Raw genomic sequence first — 14,629 nt, forward strand, 5'->3', positions numbered from 1 at the left:
GACTGCGCCTCCCCGATGTGGCTAACATCACGACACCGCTGCGATGTTGCCGCGGTGTTAAGGAGGTGCGACGTGCTGCCAGTACGGGGACGAAACGGCCGGGCCGCCAGGCCTGCGCGCCTCCTGGGAACCCGCACCGCGTGGACGCCCGTCGGGGACGGCGAGTTCTTCTGCCTGGGCTGCGGAGGCGACCGCAACTACCAGCGGATGACCGGCCGCCGCCGCTTCACCCTCCTCGGCGTCCCGGTCCTGCCGCGCGGCGAGACCGGCCCGGTCGTCGAGTGCGCGGCCTGCGGCCGCCACTTCGGCACGGACGCCCTGGACCACCCCACCACCACCCGCTTCTCCGCGATGCTCCGCGACGCCGTGCACACCGTCGCGCTCGCGGTCCTCGCGGCGGGCGGCACCTGCGCCCGTACGACGCTGGAGACGGCCGCGGCCGCCGTCCGCGCCGCCGGCTTCGAGGACTGCACGGAGGACCAGCTCGGCGCCCTGGTCGACGCCCTGGCCGCGGACACCGGCCGGGTCTACGGCGAGCCGGGCGGCGCGGGTCTGGCCATAGAGCTGCACGAGGCCCTCGACCCCCTCGCCCCGCACCTCGCCCCCGTGGGCCGCGAGTCGATCCTCCTCCAGGCCGCCCGCATCGCCCTCGCCGACGGCCCCTACACGCCCCCCGAACGGGACGTCCTGACCACGGTGGGCGCGGCCCTGACCATCTGCTCGGACGACGTCAAGCGGCTGCTGGCGGCGGCACGGACGCCGTCCTGATACTCCCGCGGGAGTAACGCCGTACGGCGGCCTCCCCCCGCAGTAGCCCCGAACTCGATCCCACGCCCGACGAACGCGTCCCTGCGCGCCGGAAGTCTGGAAGCGAACCAGACACCCGAGCGGAGGGAGGCCCGTCCATGGGGGCCGGTAGGACAGAAGCGGGACGTCGGCGGGCCGTGCCCTGGGCGGTGGTCGGGCTGTGGGTGGCCGCGCTGGTGCTCGTGGGGCCGTTCGCCGGGAAGTTCTCCGGGATCCAGCAGAACCGGTCCGTGGACTACCTGCCCGACAGCGCGGACTCGACCCGGGTGGCCCGTGTCCAGGACCGGCTGCCCGGCGGGGAGGCCACCGACCTGCTGGTCGTCTACCACCGGGCGGGCGGGCTCACATCCGCCGACAAGGAGAGGGCAGGCGAGCAGGTCGCCCGGATCGAGGCCGCGTACCCGCTCACCGGCACGCCGCGGGCCGTCCCCTCCCGGGACGGCAGCACCCTGATGTACCCCGTCTCCAGCACCCGGCCCGGCCAGGACGACAAGGCGCGGGACGCCTTCGTCGACGGGGTCCGGGTCATCGCGGACGGCGGCGACGGGCTGAGCGTGCGGGTCGGCGGGCCCGGCGCGCTCAACACCGACATGGGCAAGGTCTTCGGCAGCCTCGACGGCACGCTGCTGTACGCCACGCTCGGCGTCGTCACCGTCCTGCTCGTGCTCATCTACCGCAGCCCCTTCCTCTGGCTCGTCCCGCTCGCGACGGCCGGGGTCGCAGCCGGTCTGGCGATGGCCGCCGGGTACGCGCTGCACGAGGCCTTCGGCGTCACCGTCACCGGCCAGAGCGGCGGTGTGATGACCGTGCTCGTCCTGGGCGCCGGCACCGACTACGCGCTGCTGCTCATCTCCCGCTACCGCGAGGAGCTACGGCGGCACGAGCGGCCGTACGACGCCATGCGTGCCGCGCTGAAGGGCTGCGGCCCGGCGATCCTCGCGTCCTCGGCCACGGTCGCGGCCGGGCTGCTGTGCCTGCTCGCCGCCGATCTCAACAGCAGCAGCGGGATGGGACCGGTCGGGACGGTCGGTGTGCTGGCAGCGCTGCTCGCCATGACCACCCTGCTGCCCGCCGTGCTGGTGCTGCTGGGGCGGCGGGTCTTCTGGCCGATGATCCCCGCCCTCGGGAGCGAGCCGAGGGCGCGGCGGTCGCTGTTCGCCGCGATGGGGACGTCCGCCACGCGCCGGCCCGTCGCCGTGCTGGCCGGCGGGGCGGTGCTGCTCGGAGCGCTGGCGCTCGGTGTCCTGCACCTGCCCGGTTCGCTCAGGCAGGAGGACTCCTTCACCACGAGGCCCGAGTCGATCGTCGCCGCGCGGACGCTCGCGCAGGCCTACCCGGGGCACAGCAGCCAGCCCGTCACGGTCATCGCGCCGACCGGGAAGGCCGACGCGGTACTGGCCGCGGCCCGGGCGACGGACGGGGTCGGGCAGGCGACGGCCGGGCGGAGCGGAGGCGGCTGGACCGAGGTGCGGGTCTTTCCCACCGCCGCCCCCGAGAGCCCGGGCGAGACGCGGACCATCGAGGCCCTGCGCGCCGGGCTCGACCACCGCTACGGCACCCATGTCGGCGGACCCAGCGCCCAGCAGCTCGACCTCGCCGACAGCCAGGCCCGGGACCGTGAGGTCGTCGTGCCGCTGGTGCTGGCCGCCGTGTTCGTGATCCTGGTGGGTCTGCTGCGCAGCCTCGTCGCGCCGCTGATGCTGCTCGTCGCGGTCGTCGCGGTGTGGGGCGCGGCGCTCGGGATCGGGGGCCTGGTGTTCGGGCCGGTGCTGGGCTTCCACGGCACGGACTCGGGCCTCGGGCTGCTGTCCTTCGTGTTCCTCGTGGCCCTGGGCGTCGACTACGGCATCTTCCTCATGCACCGGATGCGCGAGGAGTCCCTCGCCGGCGCCGAACCGCGGACGGCCGCGCTCACCGCGCTGCGCACCACCGGCGGGGTCATCGCCTCCGCCGGTGTCGTCCTCGCCGCGACCTTCGCCGTGCTGACCACGCTGCCGCTGGTGCCCCTGGTCGAGCTGGGGTTCGTGATCGCGGTCGGGGTGCTCCTCGACACCTTCCTGGTGCGGACGTACCTGGTGACGACGGCGAGCATGCTGCTCGGGCGGCGGGTGTGGTGGCCGGGGCGGCTGTCGCGGGAGCCGGAGCCCGTGCGGCCGCAGCGCCGGCGGGAACCCGTGTGAAGCTGAACCCCGTGGAGCAGACGCAGACGAGAGCGTCCCTGCCGCGGCGGGCCGACCGGATCATGGCGGTGGTCAACCGCGACCCGCGCACCGCCCCGCACGGCACCCGCAACGACGCGATCCTCGCCGCCGTGCTCTGTGCGGCGGCCGTGTGCCTCGCGCTGTTCACCGACCAGAGCCGCCGGCCGGACGCGCTCGGCTGGACGCTGCTGCTTGCCGCGCACGTGCCGCTGGTGTGGCGGCGGCGCCGGCCTTTGCTCGTCCTGGTCACCGGGCTCGTGCTGCTCGTGCCGTACCACGCCCTGCAGAACAACCACTTCGCGGCGACCCCGGCCACGATCGTCGCGCTCTACACGGTCGCCGTCACCGGCCGCCCGCTGCGCACCATCCTGGCGGGCGCCGTCGTCCTCGGCGTCTCCACCGGCGCCATGCTCACCGTCAGCACCCACATGGCGGTCGAACTGCTGCGGATCTCCGGCTGGGTGATCGCCACCCTGTTCTGCGGGGTCGACGTCCGCTACTACCGGCACTACGTCGCCGCGATCGTCGAGCGGGCCGAGCGCGCCGAACGCACCCGCGAGGAGGAGGCCCGCCGCCGGGTCGCCGAGGAACGCCTGCGGATCGCCCGCGATCTGCACGACCTGCTCGCCCACAGCATCACCCTGATCGGCGTGCAGACCTCGGTGGCCGCGCACGTCCTCGGCGCCGACCCCGAGCGCCTGGACCGGGAGACCGTCGCGAAGGCGCTGGACGACATCGCGGAGACCTGCCGGACGGCACGCGGTGAACTGCGCACCACCCTGGAGGTGCTGCGGGCCTGTGAGAACGGCGACGGGCGCGGCCCGCTGCCCGGCCTCGACGGACTGCCCGACCTCGTTCGCACGGCACGGCTCGCGGGCGCGCGCGTCGAGCCGTCGCTCCGGGCGCGGCAGGCACCCCCGGCCGTGGGCGCGGCCGCCTACCGGATCGTCCAGGAGGCGCTGACCAACGCCGTACGGCACGCCGGGCCCGAAGCCGCCGTACGGGTCGAGGTGTACGAGACGGACGGGGCCCTGCGCCTGTCCGTCACCGACGACGGCGCCTGCCCCGACCCCGGCACCGCGCCCGGATTCGGGGTGGCCGGCATGCGGGAGCGGGCCCGCAGCGTGGGTGGCACACTCGACGCCGGGCCACGCCGGGAGGGCGGCTTCGCGGTCACCGCCGTGCTGCCGCTGACGACCACGGGGGAAGGGACAGGATGACCATCCGCGTACTGCTCGCCGACGACCAGACGCTGGTACGGGCCGCGTTCGCGATGCTGGTGGAGTCGGCGCGGGACATGGACGTCGTCGGACAGGCGGGCACCGGCCGGGAGGCGGTGGAGCTGACCCGCGCCGAGCGGCCCGACCTGGTGGTGATGGACATCCGGATGCCGGACCTGGACGGCATCGAGGCGACCCGGCTCATCGCCGCGGACGCGGAGCTGAGGGACGTCCGGGTCCTCGTCCTCACCACCTACGACACGGACGAGAACATCGTCGAGGCGCTGCGCGCCGGAGCCTCCGGGTTCCTGGTCAAGGACACCCGTCCGGCCGAACTCCTCGACGCCGTCCGGACCGTGGCCGCGGGCGAGTCACTGCTCTCGCCGGGGCCCACGGCACGGCTGATCGAGCGGTTCCTGCGCAGCCCGTCGACGCCGCCGACGGGCGGCCCGGAGTGTCTGTCGGACCGGGAGCGGGAGGTGCTGGCGCTGGTGGCGCGGGGCCTCAACAACGCGGAGATCGCCGGGGCGTTGGGGCTGAGCCCGCTCACCGCCAAGACCCACGTCAGCCGGATCATGGGCAGGCTCGGGGCGCGGGACCGGGCGCAGCTGGTGATGGTGGCCTACGAGTCGGGACTGGTGACTCCGGGAACCATCGACCCGTGACCCTCCTGAGCCGCACCCTCCTCGTCACTCTCGCGGTCCTCGCCCCCACCACGGCGACGGCGCACGCCTCCACCGCCCACGGCTGCACGTCCTCCGTCCCCTACGTCTCCGGCGAGGGCGGCTACGACACCTACCGCATCCCGGCCACCGTCACGACCCGGCGGGGCACCGTGCTCGCCTTCGCCGAGGGACGGCACGACAGCCCCTCCGACACCGGACACATCGACGTCGTCCTGCGCCGGTCGGACGACGGCGGCTGCACCTGGGGGCCGTTGCGGGTGGTGGCACCCGGGGACGGGGACACGCGGGGCAATCCGGCGCCGGTCGTCGATCCGCGCACCGGGGCGATCGTGCTGGTCACCTCCTACAACAGCGGAGCCGTGACGGAGGCGCAGATCATGCGCGGGGAGGTGACCCCCGAGCGGGGACGGCGGGTGTTCGTGCAGCGCAGCCGGGACGACGGGCTGACCTTCTCCGCGCCCCGCGAGATCACGGCCCAGGTGAAGCGGCCGGACTGGCGGTGGTACGCGACGGGGCCGGGCCACGCGGTCGCCCTCACCAGCGGCCCGCACGCCGGACGCCTGGTGGTCGCCGCCAACCACTCCGGCCCGCCGCCCGCCGGTTCCCCCGACACCGGCGCGGAGGCCAGGTACTACGGCGCGCACGACATCTACAGCGACGACGGCGGCGAGAGCTGGCACATCGGGTTCACGGACGACACCTACGACGGCGTGGTCAACGCCAACGAGTCCACCGCCGCCCAGCTCCCCGACGGACGGCTGTACTTCAACTCCCGCGACCAGAACGGCACGAGCCCCGGCAACCGGGTGGACACCTACTCCGGGGACGGCGGCGAGAGCGTCGACCACCCCTACGCCGGGCAGCCCACCCTCGACGACGCCCCGGTCGTCGAGGGCAGCGTCCTCCAACTCGCCGGTCCGCAAGCCCCGTTGATCTTCTCGGCCCCTTCCGTCCCGACCGCCCGCCGCTCGATGGCCGTCTGGAGCAGCGCGGACGCCGGAGCGACCTTCACGAGGTCCCTGACCCTCGCCGACCAGCCGGCCGCCTACTCCGACCTGACCCAGGTGGACGCCCGGACGGCCGGCCTCCTGTACGAGACGGGGACGAGCGGCCCGTACGACACGATCGAGTTCCGCAGACTGCCGGTCGACGGGCTCTGAGCCGCGCGCGCACTTCCGGCGGAGCCCTCAGTGCAGTCCGGCGGCGGCGAGGTACTTGGCGATCCGCTCCACCTCCTCCGGCGACAGCGGCACCTGGGGTTCCGCCGTCGCCGGGCAGTCGATGACACCCCGAAGGTGCAGCGCCGCCTTGAAGGCGCCCAGCGCCGACGAGCTGCCGCCCATACGGGCCGGGTCGCCGACGCCCACCAGCCGGAACAGGGCGCACAGCCGCTCCTGTTCGGCCCGCGCCCGCTCCCGGTCACCGTCCCGGCACAGGCGGACGAGACGGACGTAGCCATGGGGGTCGACGTTGGCGAGGCCCGGGACGGCTCCGTCGGCGCCGAGCGCGAGGGCGGCGTCGACGATCAGTTCCGAGCCGGTCAGGACGCTGAAGCCGGGCAGCGCACGGGCGCCCGTGACGACCTCGCGGAAGGCGGCCAGGTCGCCGCTGGAGTCCTTCAGCCCGGCGAGGATGCCGTCGGCGGCGAGGGTGAGGACCAGCTCGGCGGGGAGCTTCGTGTGGACGGCCGTCGGGATGTCGTAGGCGATCACCGGGACCGGGGAATCCTGCGCGACCAGGCGGAAGTGGCGGGCGATCTCGGCGGGGTGGGTGCGGGTGTAGAAGGGGGCCGTCACCACCACCGCGTCCGCGCCCGCCGAGGTCACGGCCCGCACATGGTCCAGGACCCGGGGGGTCGTCATGTCGATCGCCCCGGCCAGGACCGGGAGCCGGCCGGCCACATGGGCGGCCACCGACTCCACGACCAGCCGCCGCTGCCCGTCGGTCAGATACGCCGCCTCCGACGAGGAGCCCAGCACGAACAGCGCGTCGACCCCTGCGTCCACCAGATGGTCGACCAGTCTGAGCAGCGAGGGGACGTCCACCTCGCGGTCCGGTGTCAGGGGCGTGCAGACGGGCGGGACGACACCGGTCAGCGGGGTGGGAAGGGTCATGAGGGCTCCCTGGGGTGGTTCTGCCGTACGAGGTCGCGCGTCGATTCGGCCTCCTGAACAGGATGGTGGCAGCGGAACCGGTGACCGGGCGCCGACGCGGCCGAGAATTCCGGCATCTCGGACGCGCATCGGCCGTCCGCCTTCCAGCAGCGGGTGCGGAAGGGACAGCCGGAGGGCGGCCGGGTCGCGGACGGCACCGGGCCGGTGAGGGGGATCGGCTCGACGGGACGCAGCAGTCCGGGGACCGCCGAGAACAGGGCCCGGGTATAGGGGTGGCGGGCCCGGTCCGTGACCTCCGTGGCCGGGGACTCCTCCACGATCCTGCCGAGGTACATGGTGATCACGCGGTCGCTCATCCGCCGTACCGTCTGGATGTCGTGCGAGACGAAGACCAGGGCGAGGCCCAGGCGCTCCTTCAGGTCGAGGAGGAGGTTGAGGATCTGGGCGCGGACGGAGACGTCGAGGGCGCTCGTCGGTTCGTCCGCCACGACCAGCTCGGGCTCCAGGGCCAACGCCCGTGCGATCGCCACCCGTTGGCGCTGACCGCCGGACAACTGGCCGGGCAGGGCGTCGGCGAGGGCGCGGGGCAGACCGACGAGGCCCATCAACTCCCGTACCCGGTCCTCACGTTCGGCGGTCGTGCCGTGCCGGTGCACGTCCAGCGGGTCGCGCAGGATCCGCCGTACCGGCAGCCGGCGGTTCAGGGCGGTCGAGGGGTCCTGGAAGACCATTCCGGTGCCGGCGCCGACGGTGGTCCGGCGTTCGGCGGACGGCATCGACCACAGGTCGCGGCCCCGGAAGGACACCGTGCCCCCGGTCGGCCGCTGGATGCCGACCAGCACCTTCGCCAGTGTCGACTTGCCGCAGCCGGACTCGCCGACGACGCCGACCGTCTCGCCGGGCGCGACGGAGAGGTCGGCACCGGTGAGGGCGTGGACCCGGTCGCGGGTGAACAGGCCGCCGCCGCGGGCCCGGTGGACGACATGGGCGCCGGACAGCTCGACGATCGCGTTCACTGCACCGCCTCCGACTCCGACGACGTCACGAGATCGACCGCGGGGTGGTGACAGGCCGCCGTGTGCGCGGGCGTGCCGAGCAGATCGGGCGGGGTGGTGCGGCAGACGCCGGTGGCGAGCGGGCAGCGGGTGGCGAAGCGGCAGCCGGCCGGGAAGTCGGCGGGGGACGGGACGACGCCCCTGATCTGGGTCATGCGCTCCTCGGCCGACTCCAGGGACAGCACGCTGCCCAGCAGTCCGCGCGTGTAGTGGTGGGCCGGCTCCTCGACCAGGTCGGCGGTGACGCCCGTCTCCACGATCTGCCCGCCGTACATCACCACCACCCGGTCGGTGACGTCCGCGACCAGCGCCAGGTCGTGCGAGACGAGGATCAGCGCGAAGCCCAGCTCCTCGCGCAGCCGCAGCAGCAGCTCCATGACCTGCGCCTGGACCGTCACGTCCAGCGCGGTCGTGGGCTCGTCGGCGATGATCAGCCTCGGCTCGCGGGAGAGGGCCATGGCGATCAGGACGCGCTGCCGCTGGCCGCCGGAGAGTTCGTGCGGGTAGCTGCGCAGGGTGCGGTCGGCGTCGAGTCCGACCAGGGCGAGCAGTTCGGCGGGAGTGCGGTGGCCGCCGCGCCGCAGGACCTGCTTGAGCTGGGCGCGGACGGTCATCGCCGGGTTCAGGGAGGACAGCGCGTCCTGGTAGACCATCGCCATCTCGTGGCCGAGCAGCCGACGCCGTTCCCGCAGCGGTTCGGCGAGCAACTCCCGTTGTTGGAAGCGGACTTGGCCACCCACCCGGGCGCCCTTCGGCTGGAGTCCCATGACGGTCAGGGCGGTCAGCGACTTGCCGCATCCCGACTCACCCACAAGCCCCAGCACCTCACCGGGCCGCACCTCGAAGCTGATGCCGTCCACGATGTCGACGCCGCCGTGCCGTGAGTCGAACCCGATGGTGAGGTCCTCCACCGCGAGCACGGGCTGCCGCCCCTGGGGGAGGGGACGGGCCCTGCTGCGCAGTCGCGCCGCTGCCGCCGCCAGCCCGGGCAGCCGCAGCACCTCCCCGCTCCCCGGCTCCGGAGCCTCCACCGGGTCGTCCTCGCCCCGCACCTCCACCGCACGCCCCGCCGGGACGGCCCACGCGTCCGACACGCCCTCGGCCAGGACGTTCAACGACAGCACGGTCACCAGCATCAGCAGCCCGGGGAAGACGGTCGCCCACCATCCCCCGGTCAGCACCATGTTCTTGCCGTCCGCGATGACACTGCCCCAGGACGGGTCCGGCGGCCGCACCCCCGCCCCGATGAACGACAGCGAGGCCTCGAAGACGACCGCCTCGGCGACCTGCACGGTGCAGAACACCAGCACCGGTGCGGCGCAGTTGACGGCCACATGGCGCAGCACGATGTGCGGGGTCCGGGCGCCGATCACCCGTTCCGCCGTCACGTAGTCCTCGCCGTACTGGTCGAGGACGTTGGCGCGTACGACCCGTGCCACCGGCGGGGTGAACAGGAACGCGATCGCGCAGATCAACACCGTGATCCCGCCCCCGAAGACGGCCACCAGCACGGCGGCCAGCGCGATGCCGGGGAACGCCATCACCACGTCCAGGCAGCGCATCAGCGTCTCGTCGACCCCCTTGCGCGAGGTCGCGGCGACCGCCCCGATCAGCGCTCCCACGACCAGCGCCAGCGCGGTCGCGCCGAGTCCGATGGCCAGCGACCAGCGGGCGCCGTACATCAGCCGGCTGAGGATGTCCCGGCCCAGGCTGTCCTGGCCCATCCAGTGCTCGGCGGACGGATGCCCGGTGTCGTCGACGAGCGGCTGCTGGTCGAGCGGGTCGTCCGGCGCGATCAGTGGGGCCAGCAGGGCGACCAGGACGACGACGGCCAGGAAGCAGACGGCGGCCTTCGACAGCGGTGGCAGCCGCCGCCAGCCGCGCGGGCGCAGCCCCGGCCGGGACAGGATCCCGGCGAGGTCCTTGCGGGTGGGGAAGGTCATGACGCCTCCCTGAGGCGCGGGTTGAGCAGCAGGTACAGGACGTCGATGACGAGGTTGACCACGACGAACCCGGTCGCGGTCGTCAGGACGACGCCCTGCACGACCGCCGGGTCGCCGTTCTGCACGGCGTCGATCATCAGCTTGCCCATGCCGGGCAGCGCGAAGATCGTCTCGATGACGACAGCGCCGCCGAGCAGATAGCCGACGCGCAGCCCGAGCACGGTCAGCGGGTTGACGAGCGCGTTGCGCAGGACGTTGCGGCCCACGACGACACGCGGCGGCAGTCCGCTGCCGATCGCCGTACGGACGTAGTCCTTGTCCAGCTCCTCCACCACCGACGTCCTCACGATCCGGGTGAGTTGGGCCGCGACCGGCAGCGACAGGGCCAGGGCGGGCAGGGTCATGGTCCGCAGCCAGCCGGTGAGGGAGTCGGCAGGGTTGATGTAGCCCCCGGTCGGGAACCAGCCCCGGTCGACCGCCAGGTACTGGATCATCAGCAGCGCCAGCCAGTAGGCGGGGGCCGCGACGCCGATGAGGGAGACGACCCGGATGATCTGGTCGGGGAGGCGGTCGCGGTGGACGGCCGCCGTGACCCCGCCGAGCAGGGACAGCACCACGGCGATCGCGAGGCCCAGGAAGGTGAGCTGAAGGGTGAGCGGCAGCGCGGTGGCGACCTGGTCGCGGACCGGGGCGCGGGTCAGGGCACTGGTGCCGAGGTCGCCGTGGAGCAGGCCGCCGACGAAGTGGACGTAGCGCACGGGCAGCGGGTCGAGCAGGCCGTTGCGCTCACGGAAGTCGTGCAGCTGTCGCGCGGTCGGGTTGGAGCCCTGGAAGAAGGCGGACGCCGGGTCGACGTCGGAGAAGCGCATCACCAGGAACACGAACAGCACCACGCCGAGCATCAGCGGCACGAGCAGGGCGACACGGCGGACGAGGATGCGCAGGACGGCGATCACGACGGTGCCCCTAGACCCAGGTCGCCCGGAGCAGGTTGATGCCGGGATACGGCTGCGCCCTGATCCCCCTCAGCCTCCGCGGATCCCACGCCGTCATCAGCTCGTTGTGGACGACCGGGTAGAGCACGGCCTGCTCGGCGACGATGTCGATGTAGTCCTGGATCATCGCCCTCTTCCTCTCCGGGTCGGGCTCCCGGGTCGCCCGGTCCATGTCCGCGAAGAGCCGCTTGGCCACCGGGTCGTCGGCCCAACGGGTGTAGCCCATCCAGAGGTTGGCGGGTCCGTAGTTGTAGTGCATGATCAGGTCGGCGTCGAGGCCGAACTGGTTGGGGTTCGAGGCGGCGGCCACGACCTGGTAGTCCCGCTTCTGGTCCATCTTGGTGAAGACGGCGGTCGTCTCCTGCGGTGAGAGGGTGGTCCGCACACCGATCGCGTCCCAGGAGGCCTTGATGGTCGGCAGACAGTCGACGATCCAACTCACGTTCACCGCGAGGACGTCGACCCTCAGCCCGCTCACCCCGGCCGCCTTCAGCAGCGCCCTCGCCTTCTCGGGGTCGTGGCCGTAGACGGTCCTCGCCCGCCGGTAGGCCGGGTTGCCCTCGTTCAGGAAGGAGGACGACGGCTTCCCGTGCCCCTTGAGCGCTACCCGCACCATCTTCTCGGTGTCGATGGCGTAGTGCAGCGCCTGCCGCACCCGTACGTCGTCGAAGGGCTTGTGCCGGGTGTTGAACATCAGGAACAGGTTGTTCATGCCCGCCCCGCCCGCGACCGCCAGCCCGCCGCTCCTGAGCTGCTCGATGTCGGCGTACGGGATGTTGTCGGCGATCTGCGCGCCCGCGCTCGCCCCGGAGACCCGGGCCACGCGCGGGGCCGCGTCCACGATCGTCAGCCAGTTCATCCGCCGGAAGGCCGGCGGGCGGGGGCCGTTGTACTGCTCGAAGGCCGCGAAGGTCGTGTTGGACTTCGGATGGTGCGCGGTCTGCCGGTACGGCCCCGAGCCGACCGCCAGTCCCCTGATCGCCTCGTCCCAGGCGCCCGGCCGGGAGAAGACGTGCTTCGGCATGATCTTGGCGATGGTGAGCCGTGCGGCCCCCTCCGGGAAGGGGAACGCGAGCACCAGCTCGACCGTGCGCGCGTCGACCTTCCGGACTTCCTTCAGCCAGCTCGCGAAGAAGCCCTTGGCGAGGGTCTGGGTCCTCGGGTCGAGGATGCGGTCGAAGACGAAGACCACGTCGTCGGCGGTCACGGGCTCGCCGTCGTGGAAGGTCGCGCCCTCCCGGAGCGTGAAACGCCAGGTCGTCGCGCGGAGGTCCGTGGGCACCTCGGTCGCGAGCGCCGCGTACGGCTCACGGGAGATCGGGTCGGTGTCCAGCAGCCCCTCGTAGACGTGGTTGTTGGCGGCCATGCAGAACGCCGACGCGGTCTGCGTCGGGTCCCAGCTGCCGTCGTTCCCATAGCCGATGACGGCGGTGAGCGTGCGGTCCTTGCCGCCGCGCCCGGTGTCGATCGTCGACGGCGGCCCCCACGAGCAGGCGGACAGGGACGCTGAGAAGGCGGAGGCCGCGCCCAGCGCGCCGGTGTGCTTCAGGAAGGTCCGGCGGTGCACGGTTCCTCCAGCGGTGAGGAGATACGACGTCCTACGTCCTGGCGTCAGCCGCGACCCTAGGAGGGGCCCAGAGGGCGGTCAAGGGAACGCACACGAATGGCGTAGCCGTCAGAGGTCGGACCAATGACGTGCTGTTATGGCCGAGTTGACGCCCCGTCGGTCGTACGCTGGCCGGATGACGGAGACGTGGAACCCCGCGGACCCCGGGGTGCTGCGCCTGCCCTCCGGCCGGCTGATCCGGGGCCGGGGACTGCGCCGCCCCCTCCCGCCCGGGGCGCCCGAACCCTCGTACGCCCTCTACCTCCTCGGCGGCCAACCCCCGCCCGTTCCCTGGGAGTCCACCTGGATCCGCTGGCCCGACTTCCGGCTGCCCGCCGACCGCCCGGCGGCCCGCGTCGCCCTCACCGCGGCCTGGGAGCGGGCCGTGTGTGAACGGGTGGAGGTCGCTTGCGGTGGCGGCCGGGGACGCACCGGGACCGCGCTGGCGTGTCTGGCGGTGCTGGACGGGGTGCCGGCGGAGGAGGCGGTGGACTTCATACGCCGGCACTACGACCGGCGGGCCGTGGAGACGCCCTGGCAGAAGCGCTACGTACGGACATTCGCCGGCTGAGCGCGTCGGCCACCAGGGTCCGGCTTGGTCGTCAGGACCGCCAGGACGTCATTCCTTGGTTGCCGGACCGTAGACCATCGGCGGACGGCGGGGCGGGAACGCGCGGGCCACGCTGGGGTCATGGATGAGACGAAGGGGATCAGCCGGGCGCGGTTCCTGGCGGGGGCCGCGGCCGTGTCGGTCGCGGCGGCGACCCGGCCGGCGGCCGCCGCCGGACGGCACGGCCTCCGGCACCGGGGAGTCGTCTACACCGTCGGGGAGGGGGAGACACCGGGGACCGCGTGGAGCGCCGCCCGGATGCGGCGCGACATCCGGGCCATCCGCGACCGCCTGCACGCGGACACCGTCGACGTGACCGGCGACGGTGTCGAACGGCTCACCGCCACCGCCGCCGAGGCCGCCGAGCGGGGACTGCACGTATGGCTGCAACCCACCCTCGCGGACGCCCCGGAGCGGGACATCCTGGAGCACATGGCCGAGTGCGGGCGGTTCGCTGAGCGGCTGCGGCGGCAGGGGGCGAGCGTCGACTTCAGCGTGGGCTGCGAGTTCTGGCTGTTCGTGCCCGGGATCGTGCCGGGGGAGACGGTCCTGGAGCGGGTCCGGAACCTGCTGGACGGGAAGGTCGACCCCGTGGCGATGCAGCGCCGCCTCGACCGCTTCACCGCGAAGGCGGCGGCGCTCGGGCGGTCCGTCTTCCACGGCGACCTGAGCTATGCCGCCGCCCAGGACGACAAGGTCGACTGGCGGCTGTTCGACATCGTCGGCATCGACTACTACTCGTACTTCCACCACCATTCCGACTACATACGGGAGTTGAGGCGCTACCAGCGCTGGGGCAAGCCCCTCGCCATCACCGAGTTCGGCACCTGCACCTACGTCGGCGCCCCCGAGGCGGGCGGCATGGGCTGGGACGTCGTCGACTACGACAAGGGCGAGATCAAGGGACACCTGGTCCGCAGCGAGCACACCCAGGCCGCCTACCTCGTCGACGTGCTGTCGGTGTTCGAGGCGATGGGGCTGTACGCGGCGATGGCCTTCGAGTTCGTCACCCCCGACGCCCCGCACCGCGCGGACGACCCGCGCAAGGACCTCGACATGGCGAGTTACAGCATCACCAAGGTCATCAAGGACCGCCCGGACGACCCGCGTTCGGGCTGGCACTGGGAGCCGAAGGAGGCCTTCCACGCCCTCGCCCGTCGCTACAGCCGGTGCGCTCACCCGCAGTAGACGTCCCGCCGGGGCCGCTCGCCCGTCGCCAGGAACCGCGACACCGTCTCGTCGCCACACACGTTGCCGTTGACGAGACAGCCGACTGCCTTGCGGCGAAGGGGGTTTATCCCATCGCCGGCCGCGGGTTTCTCAGACGTCGCGCCGGTCGACGGCCACCACCGCGACCACCGCGCTCACCGCCGCCCACACCCCGAACACGAC

Annotated in this window: 12 protein-coding genes and 1 pseudogene; 7 read left to right on the forward strand and 6 right to left on the reverse strand. The window is 73.0% G+C overall.

Translation table 11 applies throughout. The features are described 5' to 3' along the window. Positions 1-72 precede the first annotated feature (72 nt). The 5 genes from GRC12_RS15425 to GRC12_RS15445 all read left to right on the forward strand — a co-directional run bounded on the left by GRC12_RS15425 (position 73) and on the right by GRC12_RS15445 (position 6,074). The gene (locus GRC12_RS15425) at positions 73-768 is read left to right on the forward strand and encodes a TerB family tellurite resistance protein (RefSeq protein WP_208779818.1); all 696 of its coding nucleotides are present in this window, start codon (positions 73-75) and stop codon (positions 766-768) included. Between the two features lie 137 nt (positions 769-905). After that, positions 906-2,987 carry an MMPL family transporter gene (locus GRC12_RS15430; protein WP_208779819.1) on the forward strand — a complete coding sequence of 694 codons (2,082 nt, stop codon included), beginning with the start codon at positions 906-908 and terminating at the stop codon, positions 2,985-2,987. Positions 2,988-3,049: 62 nt separating this feature from the next. Continuing rightward, positions 3,050-4,228 carry a sensor histidine kinase gene (locus tag GRC12_RS15435; protein WP_208779830.1) on the forward strand — a complete coding sequence of 393 codons (1,179 nt, stop codon included), beginning with the start codon at positions 3,050-3,052 and terminating at the stop codon, positions 4,226-4,228. Continuing rightward, on the forward strand, positions 4,225-4,893 hold the full coding sequence (locus GRC12_RS15440; protein WP_208779820.1) for a response regulator transcription factor: 669 nt from the start codon (positions 4,225-4,227) through the stop codon (positions 4,891-4,893). The genes GRC12_RS15435 and GRC12_RS15440 overlap by 4 nt, the downstream gene beginning before the upstream one ends. Then, positions 4,890-6,074: a sialidase family protein gene (locus tag GRC12_RS15445; protein ID WP_208779821.1), complete on the forward strand. Its 1,185-nt coding sequence runs from the start codon at positions 4,890-4,892 to the stop codon at positions 6,072-6,074. Before GRC12_RS15440 ends, GRC12_RS15445 begins: the two co-directional genes overlap by 4 nt. Before the next feature lie 27 nt (positions 6,075-6,101). On the opposite strand, the gene GRC12_RS15450 is transcribed toward GRC12_RS15445, so the two are convergent. The 5 genes from GRC12_RS15450 to GRC12_RS15470 are packed head-to-tail and all read right to left on the reverse strand — an operon-like array spanning position 6,102 to position 12,588. Continuing rightward, positions 6,102-7,028, reverse strand: a complete 927-nt coding sequence (locus tag GRC12_RS15450) for a dihydrodipicolinate synthase family protein (protein ID WP_208779822.1) — start codon at positions 7,026-7,028, stop codon at positions 6,102-6,104. Beyond that, positions 7,025-8,044: an oligopeptide/dipeptide ABC transporter ATP-binding protein gene (locus GRC12_RS15455; RefSeq protein ID WP_208779823.1), complete on the reverse strand. Its 1,020-nt coding sequence runs from the start codon at positions 8,042-8,044 to the stop codon at positions 7,025-7,027. Before GRC12_RS15455 ends, GRC12_RS15450 begins: the two co-directional genes overlap by 4 nt. Continuing rightward, on the reverse strand, positions 8,041-10,026 hold the full coding sequence (locus GRC12_RS15460; protein WP_208779824.1) for a dipeptide/oligopeptide/nickel ABC transporter permease/ATP-binding protein: 1,986 nt from the start codon (positions 10,024-10,026) through the stop codon (positions 8,041-8,043). The genes GRC12_RS15455 and GRC12_RS15460 overlap by 4 nt, the downstream gene beginning before the upstream one ends. After that, positions 10,023-10,982 carry an ABC transporter permease gene (locus GRC12_RS15465; RefSeq protein ID WP_208779825.1) on the reverse strand — a complete coding sequence of 320 codons (960 nt, stop codon included), beginning with the start codon at positions 10,980-10,982 and terminating at the stop codon, positions 10,023-10,025. The genes GRC12_RS15460 and GRC12_RS15465 overlap by 4 nt, the downstream gene beginning before the upstream one ends. Before the next feature lie 10 nt (positions 10,983-10,992). Beyond that, complete coding sequence (locus GRC12_RS15470; protein ID WP_208779826.1) at positions 10,993-12,588, reverse strand: ABC transporter substrate-binding protein; 1,596 nt, start codon at positions 12,586-12,588, stop codon at positions 10,993-10,995. Between the two features lie 175 nt (positions 12,589-12,763). On the opposite strand from GRC12_RS15470, the gene GRC12_RS15475 reads away from it, so the two are divergent. Further along, on the forward strand, positions 12,764-13,198 hold the full coding sequence (locus tag GRC12_RS15475; RefSeq protein WP_208779827.1) for a phosphatase domain-containing protein: 435 nt from the start codon (positions 12,764-12,766) through the stop codon (positions 13,196-13,198). 120 nt (positions 13,199-13,318) lie between these two features. Then, complete coding sequence (locus GRC12_RS15480) at positions 13,319-14,425, forward strand: abortive phage infection protein (protein ID WP_208779828.1); 1,107 nt, start codon at positions 13,319-13,321, stop codon at positions 14,423-14,425. On the opposite strand, the pseudogene GRC12_RS15485 reads toward GRC12_RS15480, so the two are convergent. Beyond that, positions 14,413-14,502: pseudogene (locus GRC12_RS15485) on the reverse strand (alpha/beta hydrolase); the annotation flags it as partial. The gene GRC12_RS15480 and the pseudogene GRC12_RS15485 overlap by 13 nt on opposite strands. Between the last annotated feature and the right edge of the window lie 127 nt (positions 14,503-14,629).

Origin of the sequence: Streptomyces griseorubiginosus (assembly GCF_017614965.1) — a bacterium.
Lineage (GTDB): Bacteria > Actinomycetota > Actinomycetes > Streptomycetales > Streptomycetaceae > Streptomyces > Streptomyces griseorubiginosus_B.

What these genes read in the sequence shown, in the direction of transcription:
- GRC12_RS15430 (WP_208779819.1), top strand. Translation starts at nt 906, where the DNA reads ATGGGGGCCGGTAGGACAGAAGCGGGACGTCGGCGGGCCGTGCCCTGG.
- GRC12_RS15435 (WP_208779830.1), top strand. Translation starts at nt 3,050, where the DNA reads ATGGCGGTGGTCAACCGCGACCCGCGCACCGCCCCGCACGGCACCCGC.
- GRC12_RS15440 (WP_208779820.1), top strand. Translation starts at nt 4,225, where the DNA reads ATGACCATCCGCGTACTGCTCGCCGACGACCAGACGCTGGTACGGGCC.
- GRC12_RS15450 (WP_208779822.1), bottom strand. Translation starts at nt 7,028, where the DNA reads ATGACCCTTCCCACCCCGCTGACCGGTGTCGTCCCGCCCGTCTGCACG.
- GRC12_RS15460 (WP_208779824.1), bottom strand. Translation starts at nt 10,026, where the DNA reads ATGACCTTCCCCACCCGCAAGGACCTCGCCGGGATCCTGTCCCGGCCG.
- GRC12_RS15475 (WP_208779827.1), top strand. Translation starts at nt 12,764, where the DNA reads ATGACGGAGACGTGGAACCCCGCGGACCCCGGGGTGCTGCGCCTGCCC.
- GRC12_RS15480 (WP_208779828.1), top strand. Translation starts at nt 13,319, where the DNA reads ATGGATGAGACGAAGGGGATCAGCCGGGCGCGGTTCCTGGCGGGGGCC.